The 14,925-nt window shown below is 70.3% G+C and carries 34 protein-coding genes; 27 read left to right on the top strand and 7 right to left on the bottom strand.

The genetic code is table 11. From position 1 onward, the window contains the following. From QMK30_RS02910 to QMK30_RS02855, 12 genes are all read left to right on the top strand, one after another. Positions 1–1,195: hypothetical protein (locus QMK30_RS02910; protein ID WP_283515510.1), on the top strand; the 1,195-nt coding region annotated here is incomplete at its 5' end. After that, entirely contained in the window at positions 1,192–1,488 is a 297-nt protein-coding gene (locus QMK30_RS02905; protein ID WP_283515509.1) for a hypothetical protein, read from the top strand. The genes QMK30_RS02910 and QMK30_RS02905, both read left to right, overlap by 4 nt. After that, positions 1,485–1,871, top strand: a complete 387-nt coding sequence (locus QMK30_RS02900) for a hypothetical protein (protein ID WP_283515508.1) — start codon at positions 1,485–1,487, stop codon at positions 1,869–1,871. Before QMK30_RS02905 ends, QMK30_RS02900 begins: the two co-directional genes overlap by 4 nt. After that, entirely contained in the window at positions 1,868–2,041 is a 174-nt protein-coding gene (locus tag QMK30_RS02895) for a hypothetical protein (RefSeq protein WP_283515507.1), read from the top strand. Before QMK30_RS02900 ends, QMK30_RS02895 begins: the two co-directional genes overlap by 4 nt. After that, positions 2,038–2,271: a hypothetical protein gene (locus QMK30_RS02890; RefSeq protein ID WP_283515506.1), complete on the top strand. Its 234-nt coding sequence runs from the start codon at positions 2,038–2,040 to the stop codon at positions 2,269–2,271. The genes QMK30_RS02895 and QMK30_RS02890 overlap by 4 nt, the downstream gene beginning before the upstream one ends. Beyond that, the gene (locus tag QMK30_RS02885) at positions 2,268–2,696 is read left to right on the top strand and encodes a hypothetical protein (protein WP_283515505.1); all 429 of its coding nucleotides are present in this window, start codon (positions 2,268–2,270) and stop codon (positions 2,694–2,696) included. The genes QMK30_RS02890 and QMK30_RS02885 overlap by 4 nt, the downstream gene beginning before the upstream one ends. Continuing rightward, positions 2,696–2,983 carry a hypothetical protein gene (locus tag QMK30_RS02880; protein WP_283515504.1) on the top strand — a complete coding sequence of 96 codons (288 nt, stop codon included), beginning with the start codon at positions 2,696–2,698 and terminating at the stop codon, positions 2,981–2,983. The genes QMK30_RS02885 and QMK30_RS02880 overlap by 1 nt, the downstream gene beginning before the upstream one ends. Further along, positions 2,983–3,216, top strand: coding sequence for a hypothetical protein (locus tag QMK30_RS02875; RefSeq protein WP_283515503.1), 234 nt, complete (start codon positions 2,983–2,985; stop codon positions 3,214–3,216). Before QMK30_RS02880 ends, QMK30_RS02875 begins: the two co-directional genes overlap by 1 nt. A gap of 59 nt (positions 3,217–3,275) precedes the next feature. Continuing rightward, entirely contained in the window at positions 3,276–4,778 is a 1,503-nt protein-coding gene (locus tag QMK30_RS02870; protein ID WP_283515502.1) for a hypothetical protein, read from the top strand. Beyond that, complete coding sequence (locus QMK30_RS02865; RefSeq protein WP_283515501.1) at positions 4,775–4,996, top strand: hypothetical protein; 222 nt, start codon at positions 4,775–4,777, stop codon at positions 4,994–4,996. The genes QMK30_RS02870 and QMK30_RS02865 overlap by 4 nt, the downstream gene beginning before the upstream one ends. Continuing rightward, positions 4,989–5,684 (top strand): DUF6221 family protein, encoded by a 696-nt coding sequence (locus QMK30_RS02860; protein ID WP_283515500.1) that lies wholly within the window; start codon positions 4,989–4,991, stop codon positions 5,682–5,684. Before QMK30_RS02865 ends, QMK30_RS02860 begins: the two co-directional genes overlap by 8 nt. A 3-nt stretch (positions 5,685–5,687) precedes the next feature. Beyond that, positions 5,688–6,014: a hypothetical protein gene (locus QMK30_RS02855; RefSeq protein ID WP_283515499.1), complete on the top strand. Its 327-nt coding sequence runs from the start codon at positions 5,688–5,690 to the stop codon at positions 6,012–6,014. Between the two features lie 288 nt (positions 6,015–6,302). On the opposite strand, the gene QMK30_RS02850 is transcribed toward QMK30_RS02855, so the two are convergent. The 4 genes from QMK30_RS02850 to QMK30_RS02835 form a co-directional block, all read right to left on the bottom strand. Next, positions 6,303–6,596: a hypothetical protein gene (locus QMK30_RS02850; protein ID WP_283515498.1), complete on the bottom strand. Its 294-nt coding sequence runs from the start codon at positions 6,594–6,596 to the stop codon at positions 6,303–6,305. Between the two features lie 10 nt (positions 6,597–6,606). After that, positions 6,607–6,768 (bottom strand): hypothetical protein, encoded by a 162-nt coding sequence (locus tag QMK30_RS02845; protein ID WP_283515497.1) that lies wholly within the window; start codon positions 6,766–6,768, stop codon positions 6,607–6,609. Positions 6,769–6,859: 91 nt separating this feature from the next. Continuing rightward, entirely contained in the window at positions 6,860–7,435 is a 576-nt protein-coding gene (locus QMK30_RS02840) for a hypothetical protein (protein WP_283515496.1), read from the bottom strand. A 72-nt stretch (positions 7,436–7,507) separates the two neighbouring features. After that, positions 7,508–7,798 carry a helix-turn-helix domain-containing protein gene (locus QMK30_RS02835; RefSeq protein WP_283515495.1) on the bottom strand — a complete coding sequence of 97 codons (291 nt, stop codon included), beginning with the start codon at positions 7,796–7,798 and terminating at the stop codon, positions 7,508–7,510. Positions 7,799–7,962: 164 nt separating this feature from the next. Here QMK30_RS02835 and QMK30_RS02830 point away from each other — a divergent pair, with 164 nt between their 5' ends. From QMK30_RS02830 to QMK30_RS02770, 13 genes are all read left to right on the top strand, one after another. Further along, on the top strand, positions 7,963–8,277 hold the full coding sequence (locus QMK30_RS02830) for a hypothetical protein (protein ID WP_283515494.1): 315 nt from the start codon (positions 7,963–7,965) through the stop codon (positions 8,275–8,277). Continuing rightward, positions 8,277–8,597, top strand: a complete 321-nt coding sequence (locus QMK30_RS02825) for a hypothetical protein (protein WP_283515493.1) — start codon at positions 8,277–8,279, stop codon at positions 8,595–8,597. The genes QMK30_RS02830 and QMK30_RS02825 overlap by 1 nt, the downstream gene beginning before the upstream one ends. Beyond that, positions 8,594–8,746 carry a hypothetical protein gene (locus QMK30_RS02820; RefSeq protein ID WP_283515492.1) on the top strand — a complete coding sequence of 51 codons (153 nt, stop codon included), beginning with the start codon at positions 8,594–8,596 and terminating at the stop codon, positions 8,744–8,746. The genes QMK30_RS02825 and QMK30_RS02820 overlap by 4 nt, the downstream gene beginning before the upstream one ends. Before the next feature lie 152 nt (positions 8,747–8,898). Further along, positions 8,899–9,888, top strand: a complete 990-nt coding sequence (locus QMK30_RS02815) for a protein transporter Sec31 (protein WP_283515491.1) — start codon at positions 8,899–8,901, stop codon at positions 9,886–9,888. Next, entirely contained in the window at positions 9,885–10,049 is a 165-nt protein-coding gene (locus QMK30_RS02810; RefSeq protein ID WP_283515490.1) for a hypothetical protein, read from the top strand. Before QMK30_RS02815 ends, QMK30_RS02810 begins: the two co-directional genes overlap by 4 nt. A gap of 9 nt (positions 10,050–10,058) precedes the next feature. Next, complete coding sequence (locus tag QMK30_RS02805) at positions 10,059–10,628, top strand: hypothetical protein (RefSeq protein ID WP_283515489.1); 570 nt, start codon at positions 10,059–10,061, stop codon at positions 10,626–10,628. Beyond that, positions 10,625–11,137: a hypothetical protein gene (locus tag QMK30_RS02800; protein ID WP_283515488.1), complete on the top strand. Its 513-nt coding sequence runs from the start codon at positions 10,625–10,627 to the stop codon at positions 11,135–11,137. The genes QMK30_RS02805 and QMK30_RS02800 overlap by 4 nt, the downstream gene beginning before the upstream one ends. After that, positions 11,134–11,706 carry a hypothetical protein gene (locus QMK30_RS02795; protein ID WP_283515487.1) on the top strand — a complete coding sequence of 191 codons (573 nt, stop codon included), beginning with the start codon at positions 11,134–11,136 and terminating at the stop codon, positions 11,704–11,706. Before QMK30_RS02800 ends, QMK30_RS02795 begins: the two co-directional genes overlap by 4 nt. A gap of 79 nt (positions 11,707–11,785) precedes the next feature. Beyond that, positions 11,786–11,929 carry a hypothetical protein gene (locus tag QMK30_RS02790; protein ID WP_283515486.1) on the top strand — a complete coding sequence of 48 codons (144 nt, stop codon included), beginning with the start codon at positions 11,786–11,788 and terminating at the stop codon, positions 11,927–11,929. Positions 11,930–11,933: 4 nt separating this feature from the next. Beyond that, positions 11,934–12,113, top strand: coding sequence for a hypothetical protein (locus tag QMK30_RS02785; protein WP_283515485.1), 180 nt, complete (start codon positions 11,934–11,936; stop codon positions 12,111–12,113). 92 nt (positions 12,114–12,205) lie between these two features. After that, complete coding sequence (locus tag QMK30_RS02780; protein ID WP_283515484.1) at positions 12,206–12,349, top strand: hypothetical protein; 144 nt, start codon at positions 12,206–12,208, stop codon at positions 12,347–12,349. An 8-nt stretch (positions 12,350–12,357) separates the two neighbouring features. Then, positions 12,358–12,540: a hypothetical protein gene (locus QMK30_RS02775; protein ID WP_283515483.1), complete on the top strand. Its 183-nt coding sequence runs from the start codon at positions 12,358–12,360 to the stop codon at positions 12,538–12,540. A gap of 120 nt (positions 12,541–12,660) precedes the next feature. Continuing rightward, the gene (locus tag QMK30_RS02770) at positions 12,661–13,074 is read left to right on the top strand and encodes a hypothetical protein (protein ID WP_283515482.1); all 414 of its coding nucleotides are present in this window, start codon (positions 12,661–12,663) and stop codon (positions 13,072–13,074) included. 2 nt (positions 13,075–13,076) lie between these two features. Here QMK30_RS02770 and QMK30_RS02765 read toward each other — a convergent pair whose 3' ends face one another. From QMK30_RS02765 to QMK30_RS02755, 3 genes are read right to left on the bottom strand one after another with little or no spacing between them, the layout of a single operon-like run. After that, on the bottom strand, positions 13,077–13,508 hold the full coding sequence (locus QMK30_RS02765) for a DUF6221 family protein (RefSeq protein ID WP_283515481.1): 432 nt from the start codon (positions 13,506–13,508) through the stop codon (positions 13,077–13,079). Further along, positions 13,505–13,921, bottom strand: a complete 417-nt coding sequence (locus QMK30_RS02760) for a hypothetical protein (RefSeq protein WP_283515480.1) — start codon at positions 13,919–13,921, stop codon at positions 13,505–13,507. Before QMK30_RS02760 ends, QMK30_RS02765 begins: the two co-directional genes overlap by 4 nt. Continuing rightward, positions 13,918–14,136 carry a hypothetical protein gene (locus tag QMK30_RS02755; RefSeq protein WP_283515479.1) on the bottom strand — a complete coding sequence of 73 codons (219 nt, stop codon included), beginning with the start codon at positions 14,134–14,136 and terminating at the stop codon, positions 13,918–13,920. Before QMK30_RS02755 ends, QMK30_RS02760 begins: the two co-directional genes overlap by 4 nt. A 129-nt stretch (positions 14,137–14,265) precedes the next feature. Here QMK30_RS02755 and QMK30_RS02750 point away from each other — a divergent pair, with 129 nt between their 5' ends. Together QMK30_RS02750 and QMK30_RS02745 are read left to right on the top strand one after the other, a co-directional pair. Next, positions 14,266–14,685, top strand: a complete 420-nt coding sequence (locus tag QMK30_RS02750; RefSeq protein ID WP_283515478.1) for a WYL domain-containing protein — start codon at positions 14,266–14,268, stop codon at positions 14,683–14,685. Positions 14,686–14,695: 10 nt separating this feature from the next. After that, positions 14,696–14,899, top strand: coding sequence for a hypothetical protein (locus QMK30_RS02745; protein WP_283515477.1), 204 nt, complete (start codon positions 14,696–14,698; stop codon positions 14,897–14,899). Positions 14,900–14,925 lie beyond the last annotated feature (26 nt).

Below are 14,925 nucleotides of genomic sequence, written 5' to 3'. Positions count from 1 at the left end.
TCCGGCCCGCCCGCATACCACCGGCGGGCGCCCCACCCCCACCCCACCCCACCACACCACACCACACCACACCCACCAGGAGATGACCATGACCGAGCAGCCCACCCACTACCGACGACGCCCGCTCCTAGTCGAAGCCATCCAGTGGACCGGCACGAACGCCGCACAGCTCCGCGGCTTCGCCGGATCCTCCTTCGACGAGATCGCGCCCGAGTGCCGCACCGACCCCGACGTCACCGCGATGGTCTGCGGGTTCTCCGAGTGGATGCTGCTCCGCCCCGGCAACTGGGTCGTGCGCTGCGGCGAGGGGTTCGAACCGATGGGCAGCGAGGAGTTCGCCGAGATGTACGCGCCCGCCGGCATCGAGGAGCAGCGGGCCGCCACCGACCGGGCCGCCGCGCTCCTCGACGCCGCCAACTTCTACGAGAGCGTCCTCACGACGTCCCCCGTTGCCGATGACCCGCGGTACTTCACCGCCGTCCGGGACATCGTGATGGGCCTGCGCCACCGGGCCGGTGCGGTCTACCCCGAGCCCGAGCTGACAGCGGACGAGGCACGCGCTCTCGCCGACGACCTCGGGACCGACCTGTACCAAGCACAGGACGCGCTCGCGTTCGTCACCGAGTGCTGCGACATCGCCGACCGTGAGAGGCGCACGATCACCACGGCCGACGTGCGGGAGTGGCTGAAGGGGCCCCGCTGCGGACGCCAGTTGCTCGCCGACGCACAGGACCGGGCCGTCCTCCCCGCGCCCGCCGATCGTGTCGCCGTGCTGCGCGAGGCGGCCCAGATCGTCAGGGCTCTGCCGACGGACGACGCCGCTGAGCGTGTCGTCCTCGACCGGGCCGCCCAACACGTGCGCCACGTCGCGCTGGACGTTGCCGAGCAGGAGGCCCGGCCCAAGCCGCCGTACAGCCCTCGCCAAGGCATCTTCAACTACCTCACCGGCCGGGCGATCTGCTCGCCGCCCCGCCCGCTCGACGAGGCGGACGGGCTCCTCAACGCGTACCGGGCCGCCGAGCTCCGCGCAGCTGCCGACGCCATCGGCCGCATGGACTACGACACAGACGCCAGCGACTACGGCTACGACACGTACCGCGACGCCTGGAACGGCGGGGTCATGGACGCGGCCGGCGTGCTCCGCCGCATGGCCGACGAGGAGCAGCAGCCCGCAGACGACGAGGAGCAGATGTGATCACCGCGCTCGTCCTCGCTGCGCTCACCGCCGGGTACGCACTCGGCCGCTGGCGCCCCGCCCACCGCGCCTCCGACTGGGCCAACTGGCAGCTCTACGGGAAACGCCCGACCGGCCCCCGCTACTGGGCCATGTGGACCGTCCTGTCCACCGAGAACATCGGCTGGCTCATCACCCACCCAGTCAAAGGCGTCCACGCCTGGCAGCACCGCAAGGCTCCGCCACCGCCCCGCAGCCCCGCACCCAGCCGCAACCCGAACTGGGCTACCGAGCACCGAGGAGAGCAGTCATGAGCGCCGACCTGTCCGAACTCGCCCCCCTTGCCCAGGTGATCGCCAAGGCGCTCCGGGACACGCCCATCCGCCTCGGTGGCCCCGACACCACCCCCGAACTTGTCGGCGCCCTCACCGTCGCTGTCGCCGTGTACATCGGTCGGGACGTCCTCCCGCCCCGTGCGCTCGACGAAGCCCGGCCGCCGGCCACCACGTGGACCGTGGAGTCCCTGCGCGCCAGCGGCCAGTGGACCCGCTACTCCGCGCCCTACGAGCGGCGCAGCGAAGCCCTGGAGGACCACGCCAGCTGCGAGGAAGGCCCTGGGAAGTGGGCGTACCGCGTGGTGCGCACCACGACGATCACCACCATCGAGCAGCCGCCCACCAGGGAGGACCAGTCGTGACCACCGGCCGCCTGCTCCTCGCCGCGCTCACCACCGCATCCACCGCCACCACCGCATGGCTCACCCTCCACGGCCAGTACGAGCCCGCCATGCTCACCGCCGGGATCACCCTCGTCCTCGGCGACACCCACGCCCGGCACACCCGCGCACGCCGAAGGAGCAGCACATGACGAACCAGCCCCGCCGCTTCCACCTCCAACGCGACACCGACATCACCGGCGTCAGCGGTGTTGGCCGTGTCGCTGACGGCGTTCTCTGGCCCGACGGCACCGCCTCCGTCCGCTGGGCAGGCGACCGCCCATCCATCGTGTTCTGGGACCGGATCGCCGACGCCGAAGCCGTACACGGCCACGGAGGCGCCACCCGCATCGTCTGGGACGACCCGGAGGTCCAGCAGTGAGCAGCTACCGCCGCCACCAGACTGTCCTCACCCTCGGGACCGCCACGGCCGGCCTGTCCGCGACCATCATGTGGCGCCGCGACGACCCATGGGCCGCCGCCCTCGCCCTGGGCATGGGGATCATCCTCGCCGCCGCCAGCCACCACGAAGCCACCGCGCACCGCGCCGACCTGGTCCGGCATGAGCGGGCACGTCGTGCTGCAGTCCTCGACGAGGAGCGGCTCGACGAGTCGGCGATCGTCGAGCTCCTGCTGACGCCGTGCTGCCAGTTCTGGACTGCGACCGGCGGACGCACCCACACGCCCCGCTGCGTGGCCGCACACGCCCCACGGTGCCCGGATGCCCCACCCGGCTGGCTCAGGCCGCCCACGCCCCCACCAGGGCCCGCCACGACCCCCGCTCGCACCGAACCTAAGGACGCCTGATGCCTGACTTCAACGTCAACGCCGCCCGCACCCAGCGCCTCGAAGCGCTCGGCCGCGCCTGGTCGTTCGAGCTCGACGACACCACCTTCGAACTGCCCACCGAGCTGCCCCGCTCCACCGCCCGCAAGCTGCGCGACCTCGACGACAACGACGTCGACGGCCTGCTCCGGCTGCTCCTCGGCGACAAGCAGTACGAGCGGTTCGACCGCCACGACGTCACCATCCAGGACATCGCCGCCATCACAGAGGCCTACGGCAAGGCCACCGGGCTCGGGGCAGGCCTCTGATGCCCACCCGCCTCGACCTCTTCCACCGCGTCCTCATCGGCGCCCTCGCAGCAGCCATCGCCACCGGCTGCGGCTACCTGATCCTCGGCCAGCCGCCCGCCTGGTGGGTGCCCATGCTCGGCGGCGGGGCCCTCATCCTCGCCAGCCTGGTGTGGGCCAAGGCCCGCCGGGGGAGGGAGTGCCGCCGCCTCGACGAGATGTATGAGGCGCCCGCGCTCGGCGACGACCACTGACCACCACGGCCCGGCCGCACCGTCCGGCCGGGCCGCCCGTACCCTCCAAGGAGCAGCACATGACCGACGTCCGCGCCCTCAGCGAGGCTGGCCTGATCCACCTCGTCGACCGCCTCCGCCGCGGCACGATCCTCCCGGCCGAGTCCGACCAGCTCGACGCAGGCATCCGGGCCATGGCTGCCAACCTCAAGGCCGCCGAGACCGAGCGTGACCTCGCCATCGCGCACGACCGGCAGCCGTACCCCACCACCTGGGCGCACGAGCAGGCATGCACAGCGCTGGCGACCCACCGTCGGCGCGCCGACACGGCTGAGACTGCCATGGCGCGCGTACGTGGTCTCACCGCGCTGTGGGCCACGCGCACCGACCAACTGAAACGGGCCGCTGAACTGCTCGGCGAGGCGTTGGCGGACGGGGCGGAGCCGGAGGAGACCGAGGCCCGCGCGACCCTGGCCACCCCGCTCATCTGCTCTGACGAACGCCACCAGGCCCTCGTCAGCGTGCTGCGCACCGAACTGGCGTGGCAGGAAGCCGTCACCTCGGACTACCGCGTCGAGAGCACAGCGCTCCGCAGGAAGCTCGCCGCGTTCCACGAGGGCGAGGAGGAGCACCTCGACGAGCACTCCATCGCCACCCCGGCTCAGTTGATCTGGCGCTGGAACCGGACCACCCCCGCGAAGCGCCTGGAGGTGGCCAAGCAGATCCAATGGGCCCAAGCCACCGCATCCCGGTGCTTCATGGAAGGCCACGCGGAGCGACCCACACGGCCGGCCGGTGAGCAGCACCGCTACGACCGTGCCACCCCCCAGGAGGGGCGGTTTCCGTACCGCGACGTGCAAGGCCGGTGCCCCGCGTGCGGCAAGACCAGCTTGTTCCTCGGTGACGGCGGCTACATCACCTGCTCCCGCCTCGAATGCCCCGAACCCGACGCCGCCAGCACCGCCCTGGAGCGGCAACCTGTTCGGGCAGCAGCGCCCGCCGCGGCTGCTGCGCCCGACCTGGAGCCCGACGACATCGTCCTCACTACCGAACGCGGACGCGCCCTCACCGTCGTCCAGGCTCCGCACCGTTCCTCCATGGCGCTGAACATGATCACCGAGCACAAGGCGTACCTGCGCATGCCCACCCCTGACCTGATCGAGATCGCGAACCAGGTGGTCTACCGGGTCACCGGGTACGACGCGGCAGCCTGCACGCTGCTGTTGGAGCTGGCCGAGGACTGGCGCCCGAACCCGACACAGGCTGAGCCCGTCGACCTCCCCGCGTTCATGAACGTCACCGAGTACCGCCACGACCGCGGGCACCAAGCCTGGGCATGGCGCTGCTGGGGCCAAGGAGACTGCAAGGGCTGGCTCGCCACCGACATGGGCAGCGAGGAGCACGCACGCCAGGGCGCAGCACGACACCTGGCCGAGTCTCACGTGTCGGCGAAGACGCTGCGCCTCCCTGAGCCGCTTAGCGCGGAGCGGTACGAAGGCATCAAGGCCCGGTGGCTCCAGGCGCACGGCAACCCGCAGGCCGCGAACCACGAGCCGTACAACGCCAAGGAGCAGCAGTCGTGACCGACCCCACCCCTGCCGCGCAGGCCCTCCTCGTCAGCTTCGACGAGGTGCAGCTCGCCGAGATGATCGCGTCCGCGAGCGCCCGGATTAAGCGGGTGCGGGCCCTGCACAAGCAGGAGTACAACACCTGTGACTGGTGCTCGACGAACGACCGGTACGCGGACTGGCCGTGCCCCACGATCCGCGCCCTCGACGGAGAGGAGCAGCCCGGTGCCTGACCTCCACGCCTGGATCACCCAGCAAGTCGACCGGACCGAGACCACCGCGCGAGGCCACCAACAGGCGTCGCCGACATGGGCGTACGACGACCTCGCCCGCGAAGTCCGCGACCAGGTCAACAGCGGCACCGTAGCGTTCGCCCCACACCAAGGCGACGGCGAGCACATCGCCCTGCACGACCCGTCCGCCGTGCTCCGCCGCTGCGCCGCCGACCGCCGCATCCTCGACCGCCACACCCTCGACCCGGACGTCACCTGGGAACCTGCCTGCCTCGGATGCGGCACCACCGGTGACATAGCCCTTTCCGTCACCGACAACCTCAACGAGTGCCCGGAACTCCTCGACCTCGCCCACGCACACGGGATCACCGACGACCAACTGGCCGGCCTCGACCGGCCACAGGCACCCGAGCGCCCGCACTTCAAGACGCTGGCAGAGGGCGGGTCGGTGATCGCCGCACTACTGCGGCACTTCGAGGAGCAGGCGTTCGCCAGTGCCAGCGCCAGCGCAGCCCTCGCAGCCTTCGGGGAATGCGTAGGTACGGGCGCACCGCTCGGCCTCCTCGGCCCCGCCACCCGGGAACCCACCCCCGTCGAGCTGGCCCTCGGCATCCTCGACCCGCACCTCCGACGCTGCTCCCTCTACCAGCCCGGCCCTGGACTCAGCATCCCCACCTGGAAGGCCTGACCCATGAACACACCGCCGCCCGTACGCCTCATCTCCAACGCCACCCTCTGGCAACTCCACCGAGCCCAAGGCCGCACCGGCGCACTCTACGAATGGGCGGGCGCCAACGGCCTTACCCCGGACGACGTGTCCGCTGACCACCCGATCACCATCGAGGACACACCGGACGGGCGTTTGATCCGATGCCGCGTCTTCGTGCGCGGCGACAACGGGCTGAAGCAGGGCGATCCCACCCGGTACGGCGAAGCGTTGACGGAGGACCGCACGGTGCCGCTCGCCGTAGAGCCGCCGGACGACTGGCCGGTGTACGCACAACCAGGCCCGGCCTGACCGGTCTCATTGTCAGCACCCGCGCGTAGGCTGACCCCAACAACTCCTTCTACCCCAGGGTGTTGCTGCTGCTGCACCGCCCCGCCTCCTGATCCAGGCGGGGTACTGCTATGTCCGGGGTCGACTCGAGGCAAGTTCAAGCTTCGCGCCCGAACCTTGAACTTGGGGACCTGACGTTCAAGCAGGCATGAGATTCGCTGCCCCGCGCACGCGCCCCGCCCCCGGACACATCCGGACAGCAGCGCGCCCCCGACCTCAACGAGGCGGGGGCGCTGTCGTACCTAGGGCCTACAGCAGCTTGCTGCGCGCCGACGCAGGAGCAGCACCAGGCCGACGCCCACGCGCACGCCGCCCCGGCCGCGGCTCGCGCACCACCCCGTCCAGGCCCGCCGCACGCCGCATCCACCGAGCCACTGTCTCCTCAGGCACGCCGACCAGCTTCACGGCTTCCTCGGCGGTCGCCTTGCAGTCCGGCATCCCGCAGTGCACCCGACTCGCCACCATGCCGAGGCTCGGATAGGTCATCGACTCGGGCGGCAGGTACAGGCCGGCACAGCCCAGACAGACGTAGATCGTGCGCATAGCAGTCTCCTCAGGCTGAGATTCCGGACCCGTTGCAGGACGAGCAGGGGCCGGTCCAGGTCCTGGTGACGGGCTTCTGCTGGCCCTTCTCGTCGGTCTCGACGGTGTGCTCCGTGTGCTCGGTGACGCGGGCCCCGTTGCAGGACTGGCAAGGGCGTGGTTCATCGCTCATCCGTCCAGGATGGCGCACGCCTGCCCCGTGGCGCGCCGGAACGCACGAAGCCCCCGCCACGACTACGGCGGGGGCTTCGACGTGGGCGCAGCTACTCGGCCGCGCCGGGCGACGGCTGGTCTGGCTCCTCGGCGAGGATCTGCCGGACGCGGCCGAAACTGATGCCCATCTCCTTCGCGATCCCGCGGTACGTCATGCTGCTGCCGCGCATCTGCCGGATGAGGAGCCTTCGCGCCGACCGAGAAGCCGCTTCAAGGGACTCCATGATCTCGGTCAGCTTGCGGAAGCGGACGGCAGGCGGCTCGGCCTCCAACTCGCGGAAGAGGTCGTCAAGCTCGGCGAAGATGAGGAGAGGGTCCCCCTCCACCGAACGCGTCGCCTTGGGCCCTTGCGCGGGAACTGCTACCGCTCCGGGCCCACTGATCTTGTTGCCCGGCGGACGCGCCTGCTCGATCGCCACGGTTTCCGCGACATAGGCGGCCTCGCGGCTCGGGTGCCACTCGTCAGTGCGACGGACAGCCAGAGGCCACCACGGCTTGGCCCGGTGCGCCTTCGCCCGCATGCCGGGGCTGTAGGCGGATCCGATGTAGAGCAGGTTCCCGTCCGTGTCCCACAGTCGGTAGACGGCAGCTCGGCGCTGGTCGGTGGCTTCGTTCTGTACGCTCAAGGGAGCGCCTCTCTCTTGCTTGGGTCGGGTTGCTTCGCGGCCGGGCGGTCTTTCACACCGCTCGGCCGTCTCTCATTCGGACTCGGCCTTCTTGGCGCGGTCCTTCCCAGACCGCGAGTAGCCCGCCGCGACGTCCTGAATCGTCGTCGGCGAGACACCGAGCTCCTTCGCGACCTTCCGCACCGATGCTTCCTCCGGTGCCAGAAGTTCGAGGATTGCCTGTCGCCGCAGTTCTCGAAGCTGGCTGCTCTGTTGCGGCCAGCCCTTCAGCACCTTGACGACAGCGAGCGCGCGCGCTTTTGGATCTTCGATGTCCGCGAGACCCGCGAGAGCGTCGAACACGCGCTGCACCTCCTCTTCCATGCCCGGTCCCTTCCGTGGGCGGGCTGCGTTGCCAGTGTACGGGATATCCCGTACGCTGGACACTGGGCAGCCCAGTTCTGCTCGCCAATGAGAAGTGCCCCGGCAGGAGTTCGCACCTCCCGCCGGGGCCAGCCATCCCACCTGAACCACCAGGAGCGATGACCATGCACGAGCGTACCGATCACACCGAGCTCGACGAAGCGTTGCGACGCATCCTCACCGAGCCGACGCACGCCGCCCGGCTCCTCACCGAGGCCGCCGCACTCCTCGACGAGAACCCTTTCCTCGTCCTCACCGAGCACCAGTACCGCGAAGCCGCCGGAAGCGCCGGCAACCTCGTCTTGGCCGGTCTCCCGTTCGCCGTGGCAAGCGGAGCCGCCACACAGGCCACTGCCGCGATGCCCGAGATCCGCGGCTACCTGCGCGAGACCAACGGCGAGTACGCCATGCGTCTCAGGTCAGCCGCCCGGGGCCTGTGATGGCGACCAGCGCGCGCACCGCGCCCCTGCTCGTGCTCACCCGGCTCACGGGCCCCGACACGGCCCGGGTCCGCGAGATCCTGCGCAGCGTCTGTGACCGGCTGGAGTCCATGAACCGGCACACGGCCATGCGGGAGAACACCAGGTTCATCGAGGCGCAGCTCGCCGTCTGGGACCACCACGGCGACTACAACAGCAGCCCGGCCGTCGGCCGCGACATCGTCGCCACCCTCACCGCGCTCCGCGACCTGCCGCTCGACGGGACCCGCGCCGACTACGCCGACCGCCTGCGCCTCGCCCTCGGGGCGGTGTGCCTGTGAGCACCGACCAGAGCGCAGCCGAGCGGGTGGCCGAGCTGCATCGCCAGGCCGACGCCGACTACTGCGGTGCGAAGGGCAAGGAGGGCGAGGCCCGCACCCAGTTGGCCGAGGCCCGCGCCCACGGCAACGAAGCCGCGAGCACCCGGTGATGCGGGCGTTCTACCTCGTCTTCGGGATCATCGCGCCGATCGTACTGCTCGCCGTGATCATCACCGCTCACATCGTCGGCTGACCACCACCACACCGGCCGGGCCCGCGCCCAGACCCCGCGCAGGCCCGGCCCCCTCGACCAGGAGCACACGTGAAGACCCGCACCGAGACCCGCAAACGGCAGGTCGTGCACACCGTCGACGGCATTCCCGAGATGGTCGACGACGAGTACGACGTGATCGTCCCCGTGGCACCCCGCGACTGGGACCACATCGTCATCCGCGGTGTCCTCACCGCGGCCGGCGTCATGGTCGCGATCAGCGTCGTGTGGTCCACCGCCTCCATCGGCGACTTCCTCGCCCGCGCCGTGTACCCGCCCATCGCCTACCTCGGCGCCGTGGCGTTCGGCCTCGCCTGGATCTCCTGCATGGCGTTGGAGTGGCACGCCCGCTACGACCCTGCGCGCGCCGTACTGCCGCGCCGCGCCGGGAACGTGGCCCTCCTGATCGAGATGGGCGCCGTCTGCGCGCACGGCAAGGTCGAGGACTCTCTGCCTGTCGGCATCGCGGGCGCCGTGATCTCCGCCGTCGCCAAGGGCATGTGGACCGTGACGCTCAAGTACCAGTCGCGGCCGATGTCGAAGCTCACGCAGCAGTGGTTCCTCAAGCGCGAGGAGCAGATCACCGCGCGGCTCGCGCTGGCCGCACGTCAACGTCAGCTCAGCCGGACCGAGCAGCATGCGGCGTACAGCGATGCCGAGACAGCAGGACAGGACAGGGCGGGACAGGATCCCGGGACTGTCCGGGCTGTCCAGACAGTCCTGTCCCAAGTCCCGGGACTGTCCGCCGACGAGGTGCTCGACTACCTCACCAACCTCGGCATCGACCACGACGAGGACACCGCCCGCGCCGAGGTAGACAAGGCCCGGGACAGCCGAGACAGCAGGTCAAAGCAGCCGCTGCGATCCGTGAGCCCCGTCAGTCCCACCATGACGGACACGATCACCGACGCCCTGTCTCGCGGTGTCCTGGACCATCCCGGGATCTTGTCCGCTGTCCAGGACACACACGGGACAGGCGTGGACCCGGCGACTGTCCGGCGCATCTCGAACCGCGAGAAGAAAGCGCGGAGCACCGCATGATCACCTTCGCGTTCGTGCTCCTCGCCATGCTCACCGTCCTCGCCATCGTCACCACATGGCCGCGCCTGGAACGCCCGTGGATGCTGCGCGCGGTCCGGGTAACCGCCCTCGCCCTCACGGCCGCGGCGTACATCGTCACCGCCGTTGCCCTCCTGACGTAGGGACCCGCCATGACCGACAAGCCCATCACCCCGACCCGGATCATCCCGGCCGGCGCCTCACTGCCCGCCCGGCCACCCGGCCCCGACGACATCCCGCCGTGGCGCACCCCGACGCCTCACACCCCCGCACCCTTCCCACCACCACCCCCACCGCCGGTCGCCGCACCACCCCGAACCCCGTGGCCCGATCCACCACCCCCGGGCCCCATCCAGGTCCGAGTGACCGTCGACCTGGCGCCCGCCCCCGAACCCGAGCGCTCCCGCTGGGACTTCGGGTGGCTGTGGGCCTGGCTCCGCCCGTGGCAGTCCCTCGTCGCCGCCGGACTCGCTGTCGCCCCGTTCTTCGGCGGCGACAGCCTGATCAGCGCGTGGTCCGTCACCCTCGACACCGCCCGCGCCGAGGCCGGTGTGCCTGCGGCGTACGTCCTCGGCGGTACGGCCCTCGGCCTCGCGTTCCTTGCCGACAAGTACCGCGGTCACCTGCTCGCCCGCGTGCTGCTGATCACCGCAATGGTCGGCGGCACCGGCGCGCTCGATTGGTTCGACCCCATCACCGCACTGACCGGAGTACGCCTGTGAACACCGCAACGACCTTGACCCTCACCGGCCTCGCGATCTCCCTCGCCGTCATGTACGCCAACCTGCGCCCCTGGTGGAAAGGCGGACACGAAGGCAAGGCGCTCATCCCGTTCGGCAACGGATTCGCCCTCGGCGCCGTATCAACGATCTGCACGGGCGGGCTGCTCGGATGGCTCGCCGGATGCTCCGCCGGGGTCGCCAACGGGGCCGGAGACAAGAGCGTGAGTGCCGTCACCGGATCCGCGAGTAGCGGCGCCTTGACCCGCGGCAGCCTCGGCTCGCTCACCCCCGAGGGAGCAGTGATCGTCTTCCTGGTGACCATCGGCACCGTCATCGCGTGGAAGGCCGCAGGCAAGGCCGACAAGAAGCGCATTGCGGGCGGCGCGTTCTGCGGCTCGACCATGTGCCTGACCGCAGGCGTGGCCGGCCTGCTCGCGTTCCTCCCCCAACTCCTCAACGAGGCGGGCGCGCAGCTGCGGACCACCGCCGAGGGCGCGGGTCTGCTGTGACCCGCCGACAGCGCGCCGCCCACCGCGTATGGCACGGTTCCGCCGAGCTCGCCCGCAGGATCGGCGACCGGGCCGCCGCATGGGTCGCCAAGGGGCCCACCCGGTCACACCGCATTGTGCGGGGGCTGCTGCTGCTCGGCGGGCTGTACTTCGCCGCCCGCATCATCCGGGCCGCGCCCGGGGTGCTGTGGCTGCTCGTCCCCGCCTGGTGCGTCGCCGCCGTACGCCACGCACCCCCTGTCGAGGACGAGGAGCAGCCCCCCGTCGAGGCCGGCAAGACCGCCGCGACGGACAGCCGTGACGCCGTCCTCGCGCTGCTCTTCGAGTGCCTCGGCGACCGACCCGCAGTGCACCTCTCCACCGTCCTCAAGCACCTCCAAAAGAGGGGCCACGGGAGGGGCTGGACAGTGTCCGATCTGCGCGTCCGTCTGGAGGCCCTCGGCATCCCCGTGCAGCCGAAAGTGAAGGTGGGCGGGGTGCCGACCCGGGGGGTCCGCCGCGACGATCTCACGCCCCCTTCCCCGCACGGCGGCCCGGTGGCGTCTCCCGCCCCGTCTACCGCTGCCTGACCTGCGGGTCTACCACTCCATCTACCCCGATCTACCGGCGGATCTACCGGCGGATCTACCCCATCGAGAGGACGCCGAAATGAGCGACGGCTACGACGACATGACCAACGCGGACGTGATGAGCGCGAGCGAGATGCACGAGTACGACCAGGCCGCCGAGTTCGCGCAGGACGCTGCGGACGACGCCCGCCACGCAGCTACTGCCGACGCCGAGGAGCACTGACCTCATGAATGAGCGACAGCACGTCATTGCGCAGGCCGCTGGATCCGTCGACGACGTCATCGAGCAGCTGGAGACCGGTCAGCAACCGGCAGCGGTCGACGTCGCGATCATGCGCGCCAGCCTCCGCGCCGCGCTGGACGCCGGCGTTCATCCCACCGAGGTCAACGCACACCGGCGCACCTGACCCCACTGAACCCCCGGGGCGGCCGACAGCTGCCAGGCCTCACGGACCGCCCCGGGTCACCCATCCCGAACACGCGAGACAGGACCAGCATCATGGCACTGCGCAAGGACATGAGCACCCGCGACCCGAAGTCCGCCACCCCCGACAACCCGCACAGCCACGCCTACTCAGGGCGCGACGGCGGGCACGTACCGGCTGGACCGAAGCCCGTCCCCGGCACGCCGAAGAAGGGATGATGGGCGGCATGATCCCTCTCAAGGTCACATATACGCCCGAGCAGCAGGCAGCCACGGAAGCCCGCATCACTGAGGCGTTCGCTGGTCTGCTCAGCCAGCTGCGCGCCGTCGTCCCGGCCCTGGCGTGGGCCGCGCGGTTCGACGAGGAACTCCGCCGCGCAGCCACCCGCACTGTCACACCCCTGCAGTAGCCTGCCGAGATCTACCCGCGCTCATGGCTGCGCGCTGGTACTCGGACGATGCCCCCGAACGCCCACCCGGGCCGGGGGCATCGCTGTACCCTCCCCCCACACCACTGCTCAGGGGGAACCATGCGCCGCACCGCTGCCGCGATCATCACCGTCCTGCTCGCCGCCAGCCTCACCGGGTGCGGGAGCAGCACCAACGACAAGGCCGCCACGAAGGCACCCCCCACCCCCACCGTGAGCAAGGACGACCAGTTCCTCGAAGCCGTGCACGCCGCGACCTTCGACAGCTGGGCCACCGAGGGGCCGACGGACGAGGAGCTGCTGGAGTACCCGCCGCAGTGGTGCACGGAGCTGGAGGCCGGCCACAGCGTCGAGTACCTCTTCGGCATGAGCGAAGCGAACCTGTACCCGATCGGCGAGGGCTGGGGGACGAAGAAGGTTGAGGCGAACGAGCTGCTGGTGATGGGAGTAAAGACTCACTGCCCGAAGCTCCGGGTCCAGGTCACGGACGAACTTCGGGACAGCGGCGAGTTCTGAGGTCAGGGCCGCCAGTCGGCCAGGTAGCCGGGGTGATCGGCGTAGACGACCGCGAACAGCCGGAGCGCCTGCTCCATCGCGGCGCCGAAACCACTCGTGAAGGTCGGTGCGTAGTCGCGGGCTCGGACAGTGAGGCGCACCACCTCGCGCTTCGCCTCGATCTCGGCGAGGACGCGGGCCGGGTCGTGGCGGGCGATGTGCGCCTGGTCGCCCTCACTGACGTGCAGACCCCAGGCGTCATGCCCCTGGCCGGCCAGCACTTCCATCAGCTCGCTGCCCGGCGCGTCGGTGCCCACACGGATCAGCGTGGGACCGCACTGACCCCAGACGTCCTGTTCAGGCGTCCACACCCATGGGCCAGGAGTCGCGGCCCGCGCCACGCGCTCGTCCTCGTCGTACCGGTCGCGTAGGAACTGCACCAGGTCGTCGCTCATGCGGTGGGCTCCTCACCCTGCGGCGGGAAGTGCCTGTCCAGGATCTCAGCCCACCGATCCGGCGGCACGAACCTGCCCAGGTCGCCAGCCTGCTCCGCGACGAGCTCGGAGAGCGCGGCCACGAACGGGGCTGCGGCGGTGTCATCCGGGAGCGCTGCGGCCGCTGCCTTCAACCGTTCCTGCGCGGCGGGGAACGCCGTCTTCATCCACTCGTCCCGCTCCTTCGCGCGGCGCACGCCGTCTGCCATGAGGATCTGGTTGACCGTGTGCGTTGGGCAGTCCTTGGTGTGCCAGGTGACGGTGGCGTACATGGCCCCTGTGATGGGGTCCTTGCCGATGATGGTGATGCGGGCGTCCTTGTTCGCTTCGGTGGCCTGGCAGTCGGGGCAGGTCTCTTCCCGGCGTTCGGTCATGCGGTCTGCTCCTGTCGTTCTGCCGCAGTCCGGGAGTCTCCGTTGATGCGCGTCGCGATGGTGCGTGCCCGCTCGTGGTTAACGCCGGCCCACCGGCCGATCTCGCGGAACGAGTGCCCGTCGAGGCGTGCGGCGGCGATGCCCTCGTCGAGGGCCTGCTTGGCACGGTCGACGGCTGTGGCGCGGCGGCCGAGTTGCTTCTCCCAGTCGGTCATGCGGCCCATCGTCTCACGCTTGGCGTCTTATTCGTAGACACCAAGTCGTCTAAAGACTAGACAGATGCGCCTGGTCCCTGTCATGCTTCAAGCGTCTAGAAAATAGACACCACGAACGAAGGGGACCTGATGAGGCACACCAAGAACGAGACCACCCACCAGACGCTCACCCGCCTCATCAACGCCCTCGACAAGCAGCAGCCCACCACCATCACCTACCTCAAGGAAGAGAAGGACGAGAACGGCCGCAAGACCGGCCACCTCACCGAGACCGTCCGCACCGTCGAGATCTACGACTTCTACGTCAGCAACGCCGGCGACATCCTCGCCAAGGCCATGGACCGCGAGACCGGGGAGCGCCGCGACTTCCGGATCGACCGCCTCGTCTCCTACACGGTCCACCGCACCGCCTACGTCATCGACCGGCCCACCAGCGACGAGCCCAAGACCCGCACCACCACCGGCCTCGCCACGGTCACCGTCCTCTACCCCGTCGACCTCGACCTCACCGGCCGCGTCCAGCTGCTCGCCGACACCCTCGCCGCATAAGGAGCCCGCCATGCCCGACACCCCCACCCCCCGCTTCCAGCGCGGTGACCTCGTCGACTACGTCGGCTCCCTCCGGCGGCGCCACGGCCTCAAGCGCGTCTCCGGCCTGGAGTTCGTCCACGGGCAGCCCCGGTACTCCCTACACGACGAAATCTGGGGCGGCACACTCCGTCTGGTCCGGGAGTCCTCACTGCGAGGCCCGGACAACGACTAACCCACCGCACGACTGAGGGCCCGCCC

The sequence above is a fragment of the Streptomyces sp. H27-C3 genome (genome assembly GCF_030063415.1).
Taxonomy (GTDB): Bacteria; Actinomycetota; Actinomycetes; order Streptomycetales; family Streptomycetaceae; genus Streptomyces.
Note: the sequence above shows the minus strand (reverse complement) of the source record. Positions and strands in the feature narration are given on the sequence as shown.

What these genes read in the sequence shown, in the direction of transcription:
- QMK30_RS02900 (WP_283515508.1), top strand. Translation starts at nt 1,485, where the DNA reads ATGAGCGCCGACCTGTCCGAACTCGCCCCCCTTGCCCAGGTGATCGCC.
- QMK30_RS02890 (WP_283515506.1), top strand. Translation starts at nt 2,038, where the DNA reads ATGACGAACCAGCCCCGCCGCTTCCACCTCCAACGCGACACCGACATC.
- QMK30_RS02880 (WP_283515504.1), top strand. Translation starts at nt 2,696, where the DNA reads ATGCCTGACTTCAACGTCAACGCCGCCCGCACCCAGCGCCTCGAAGCG.
- QMK30_RS02875 (WP_283515503.1), top strand. Translation starts at nt 2,983, where the DNA reads ATGCCCACCCGCCTCGACCTCTTCCACCGCGTCCTCATCGGCGCCCTC.
- QMK30_RS02870 (WP_283515502.1), top strand. Translation starts at nt 3,276, where the DNA reads ATGACCGACGTCCGCGCCCTCAGCGAGGCTGGCCTGATCCACCTCGTC.
- QMK30_RS02855 (WP_283515499.1), top strand. Translation starts at nt 5,688, where the DNA reads ATGAACACACCGCCGCCCGTACGCCTCATCTCCAACGCCACCCTCTGG.
- QMK30_RS02850 (WP_283515498.1), bottom strand. Translation starts at nt 6,596, where the DNA reads ATGCGCACGATCTACGTCTGTCTGGGCTGTGCCGGCCTGTACCTGCCG.
- QMK30_RS02845 (WP_283515497.1), bottom strand. Translation starts at nt 6,768, where the DNA reads ATGAGCGATGAACCACGCCCTTGCCAGTCCTGCAACGGGGCCCGCGTC.
- QMK30_RS02835 (WP_283515495.1), bottom strand. Translation starts at nt 7,798, where the DNA reads ATGGAAGAGGAGGTGCAGCGCGTGTTCGACGCTCTCGCGGGTCTCGCG.
- QMK30_RS02830 (WP_283515494.1), top strand. Translation starts at nt 7,963, where the DNA reads ATGCACGAGCGTACCGATCACACCGAGCTCGACGAAGCGTTGCGACGC.
- QMK30_RS02825 (WP_283515493.1), top strand. Translation starts at nt 8,277, where the DNA reads ATGGCGACCAGCGCGCGCACCGCGCCCCTGCTCGTGCTCACCCGGCTC.
- QMK30_RS02810 (WP_283515490.1), top strand. Translation starts at nt 9,885, where the DNA reads ATGATCACCTTCGCGTTCGTGCTCCTCGCCATGCTCACCGTCCTCGCC.
- QMK30_RS02805 (WP_283515489.1), top strand. Translation starts at nt 10,059, where the DNA reads ATGACCGACAAGCCCATCACCCCGACCCGGATCATCCCGGCCGGCGCC.
- QMK30_RS02790 (WP_283515486.1), top strand. Translation starts at nt 11,786, where the DNA reads ATGAGCGACGGCTACGACGACATGACCAACGCGGACGTGATGAGCGCG.
- QMK30_RS02785 (WP_283515485.1), top strand. Translation starts at nt 11,934, where the DNA reads ATGAATGAGCGACAGCACGTCATTGCGCAGGCCGCTGGATCCGTCGAC.
- QMK30_RS02780 (WP_283515484.1), top strand. Translation starts at nt 12,206, where the DNA reads ATGGCACTGCGCAAGGACATGAGCACCCGCGACCCGAAGTCCGCCACC.
- QMK30_RS02775 (WP_283515483.1), top strand. Translation starts at nt 12,358, where the DNA reads ATGATCCCTCTCAAGGTCACATATACGCCCGAGCAGCAGGCAGCCACG.
- QMK30_RS02770 (WP_283515482.1), top strand. Translation starts at nt 12,661, where the DNA reads ATGCGCCGCACCGCTGCCGCGATCATCACCGTCCTGCTCGCCGCCAGC.
- QMK30_RS02765 (WP_283515481.1), bottom strand. Translation starts at nt 13,508, where the DNA reads ATGAGCGACGACCTGGTGCAGTTCCTACGCGACCGGTACGACGAGGAC.
- QMK30_RS02760 (WP_283515480.1), bottom strand. Translation starts at nt 13,921, where the DNA reads ATGACCGAACGCCGGGAAGAGACCTGCCCCGACTGCCAGGCCACCGAA.
- QMK30_RS02755 (WP_283515479.1), bottom strand. Translation starts at nt 14,136, where the DNA reads ATGACCGACTGGGAGAAGCAACTCGGCCGCCGCGCCACAGCCGTCGAC.
- QMK30_RS02750 (WP_283515478.1), top strand. Translation starts at nt 14,266, where the DNA reads ATGAGGCACACCAAGAACGAGACCACCCACCAGACGCTCACCCGCCTC.
- QMK30_RS02745 (WP_283515477.1), top strand. Translation starts at nt 14,696, where the DNA reads ATGCCCGACACCCCCACCCCCCGCTTCCAGCGCGGTGACCTCGTCGAC.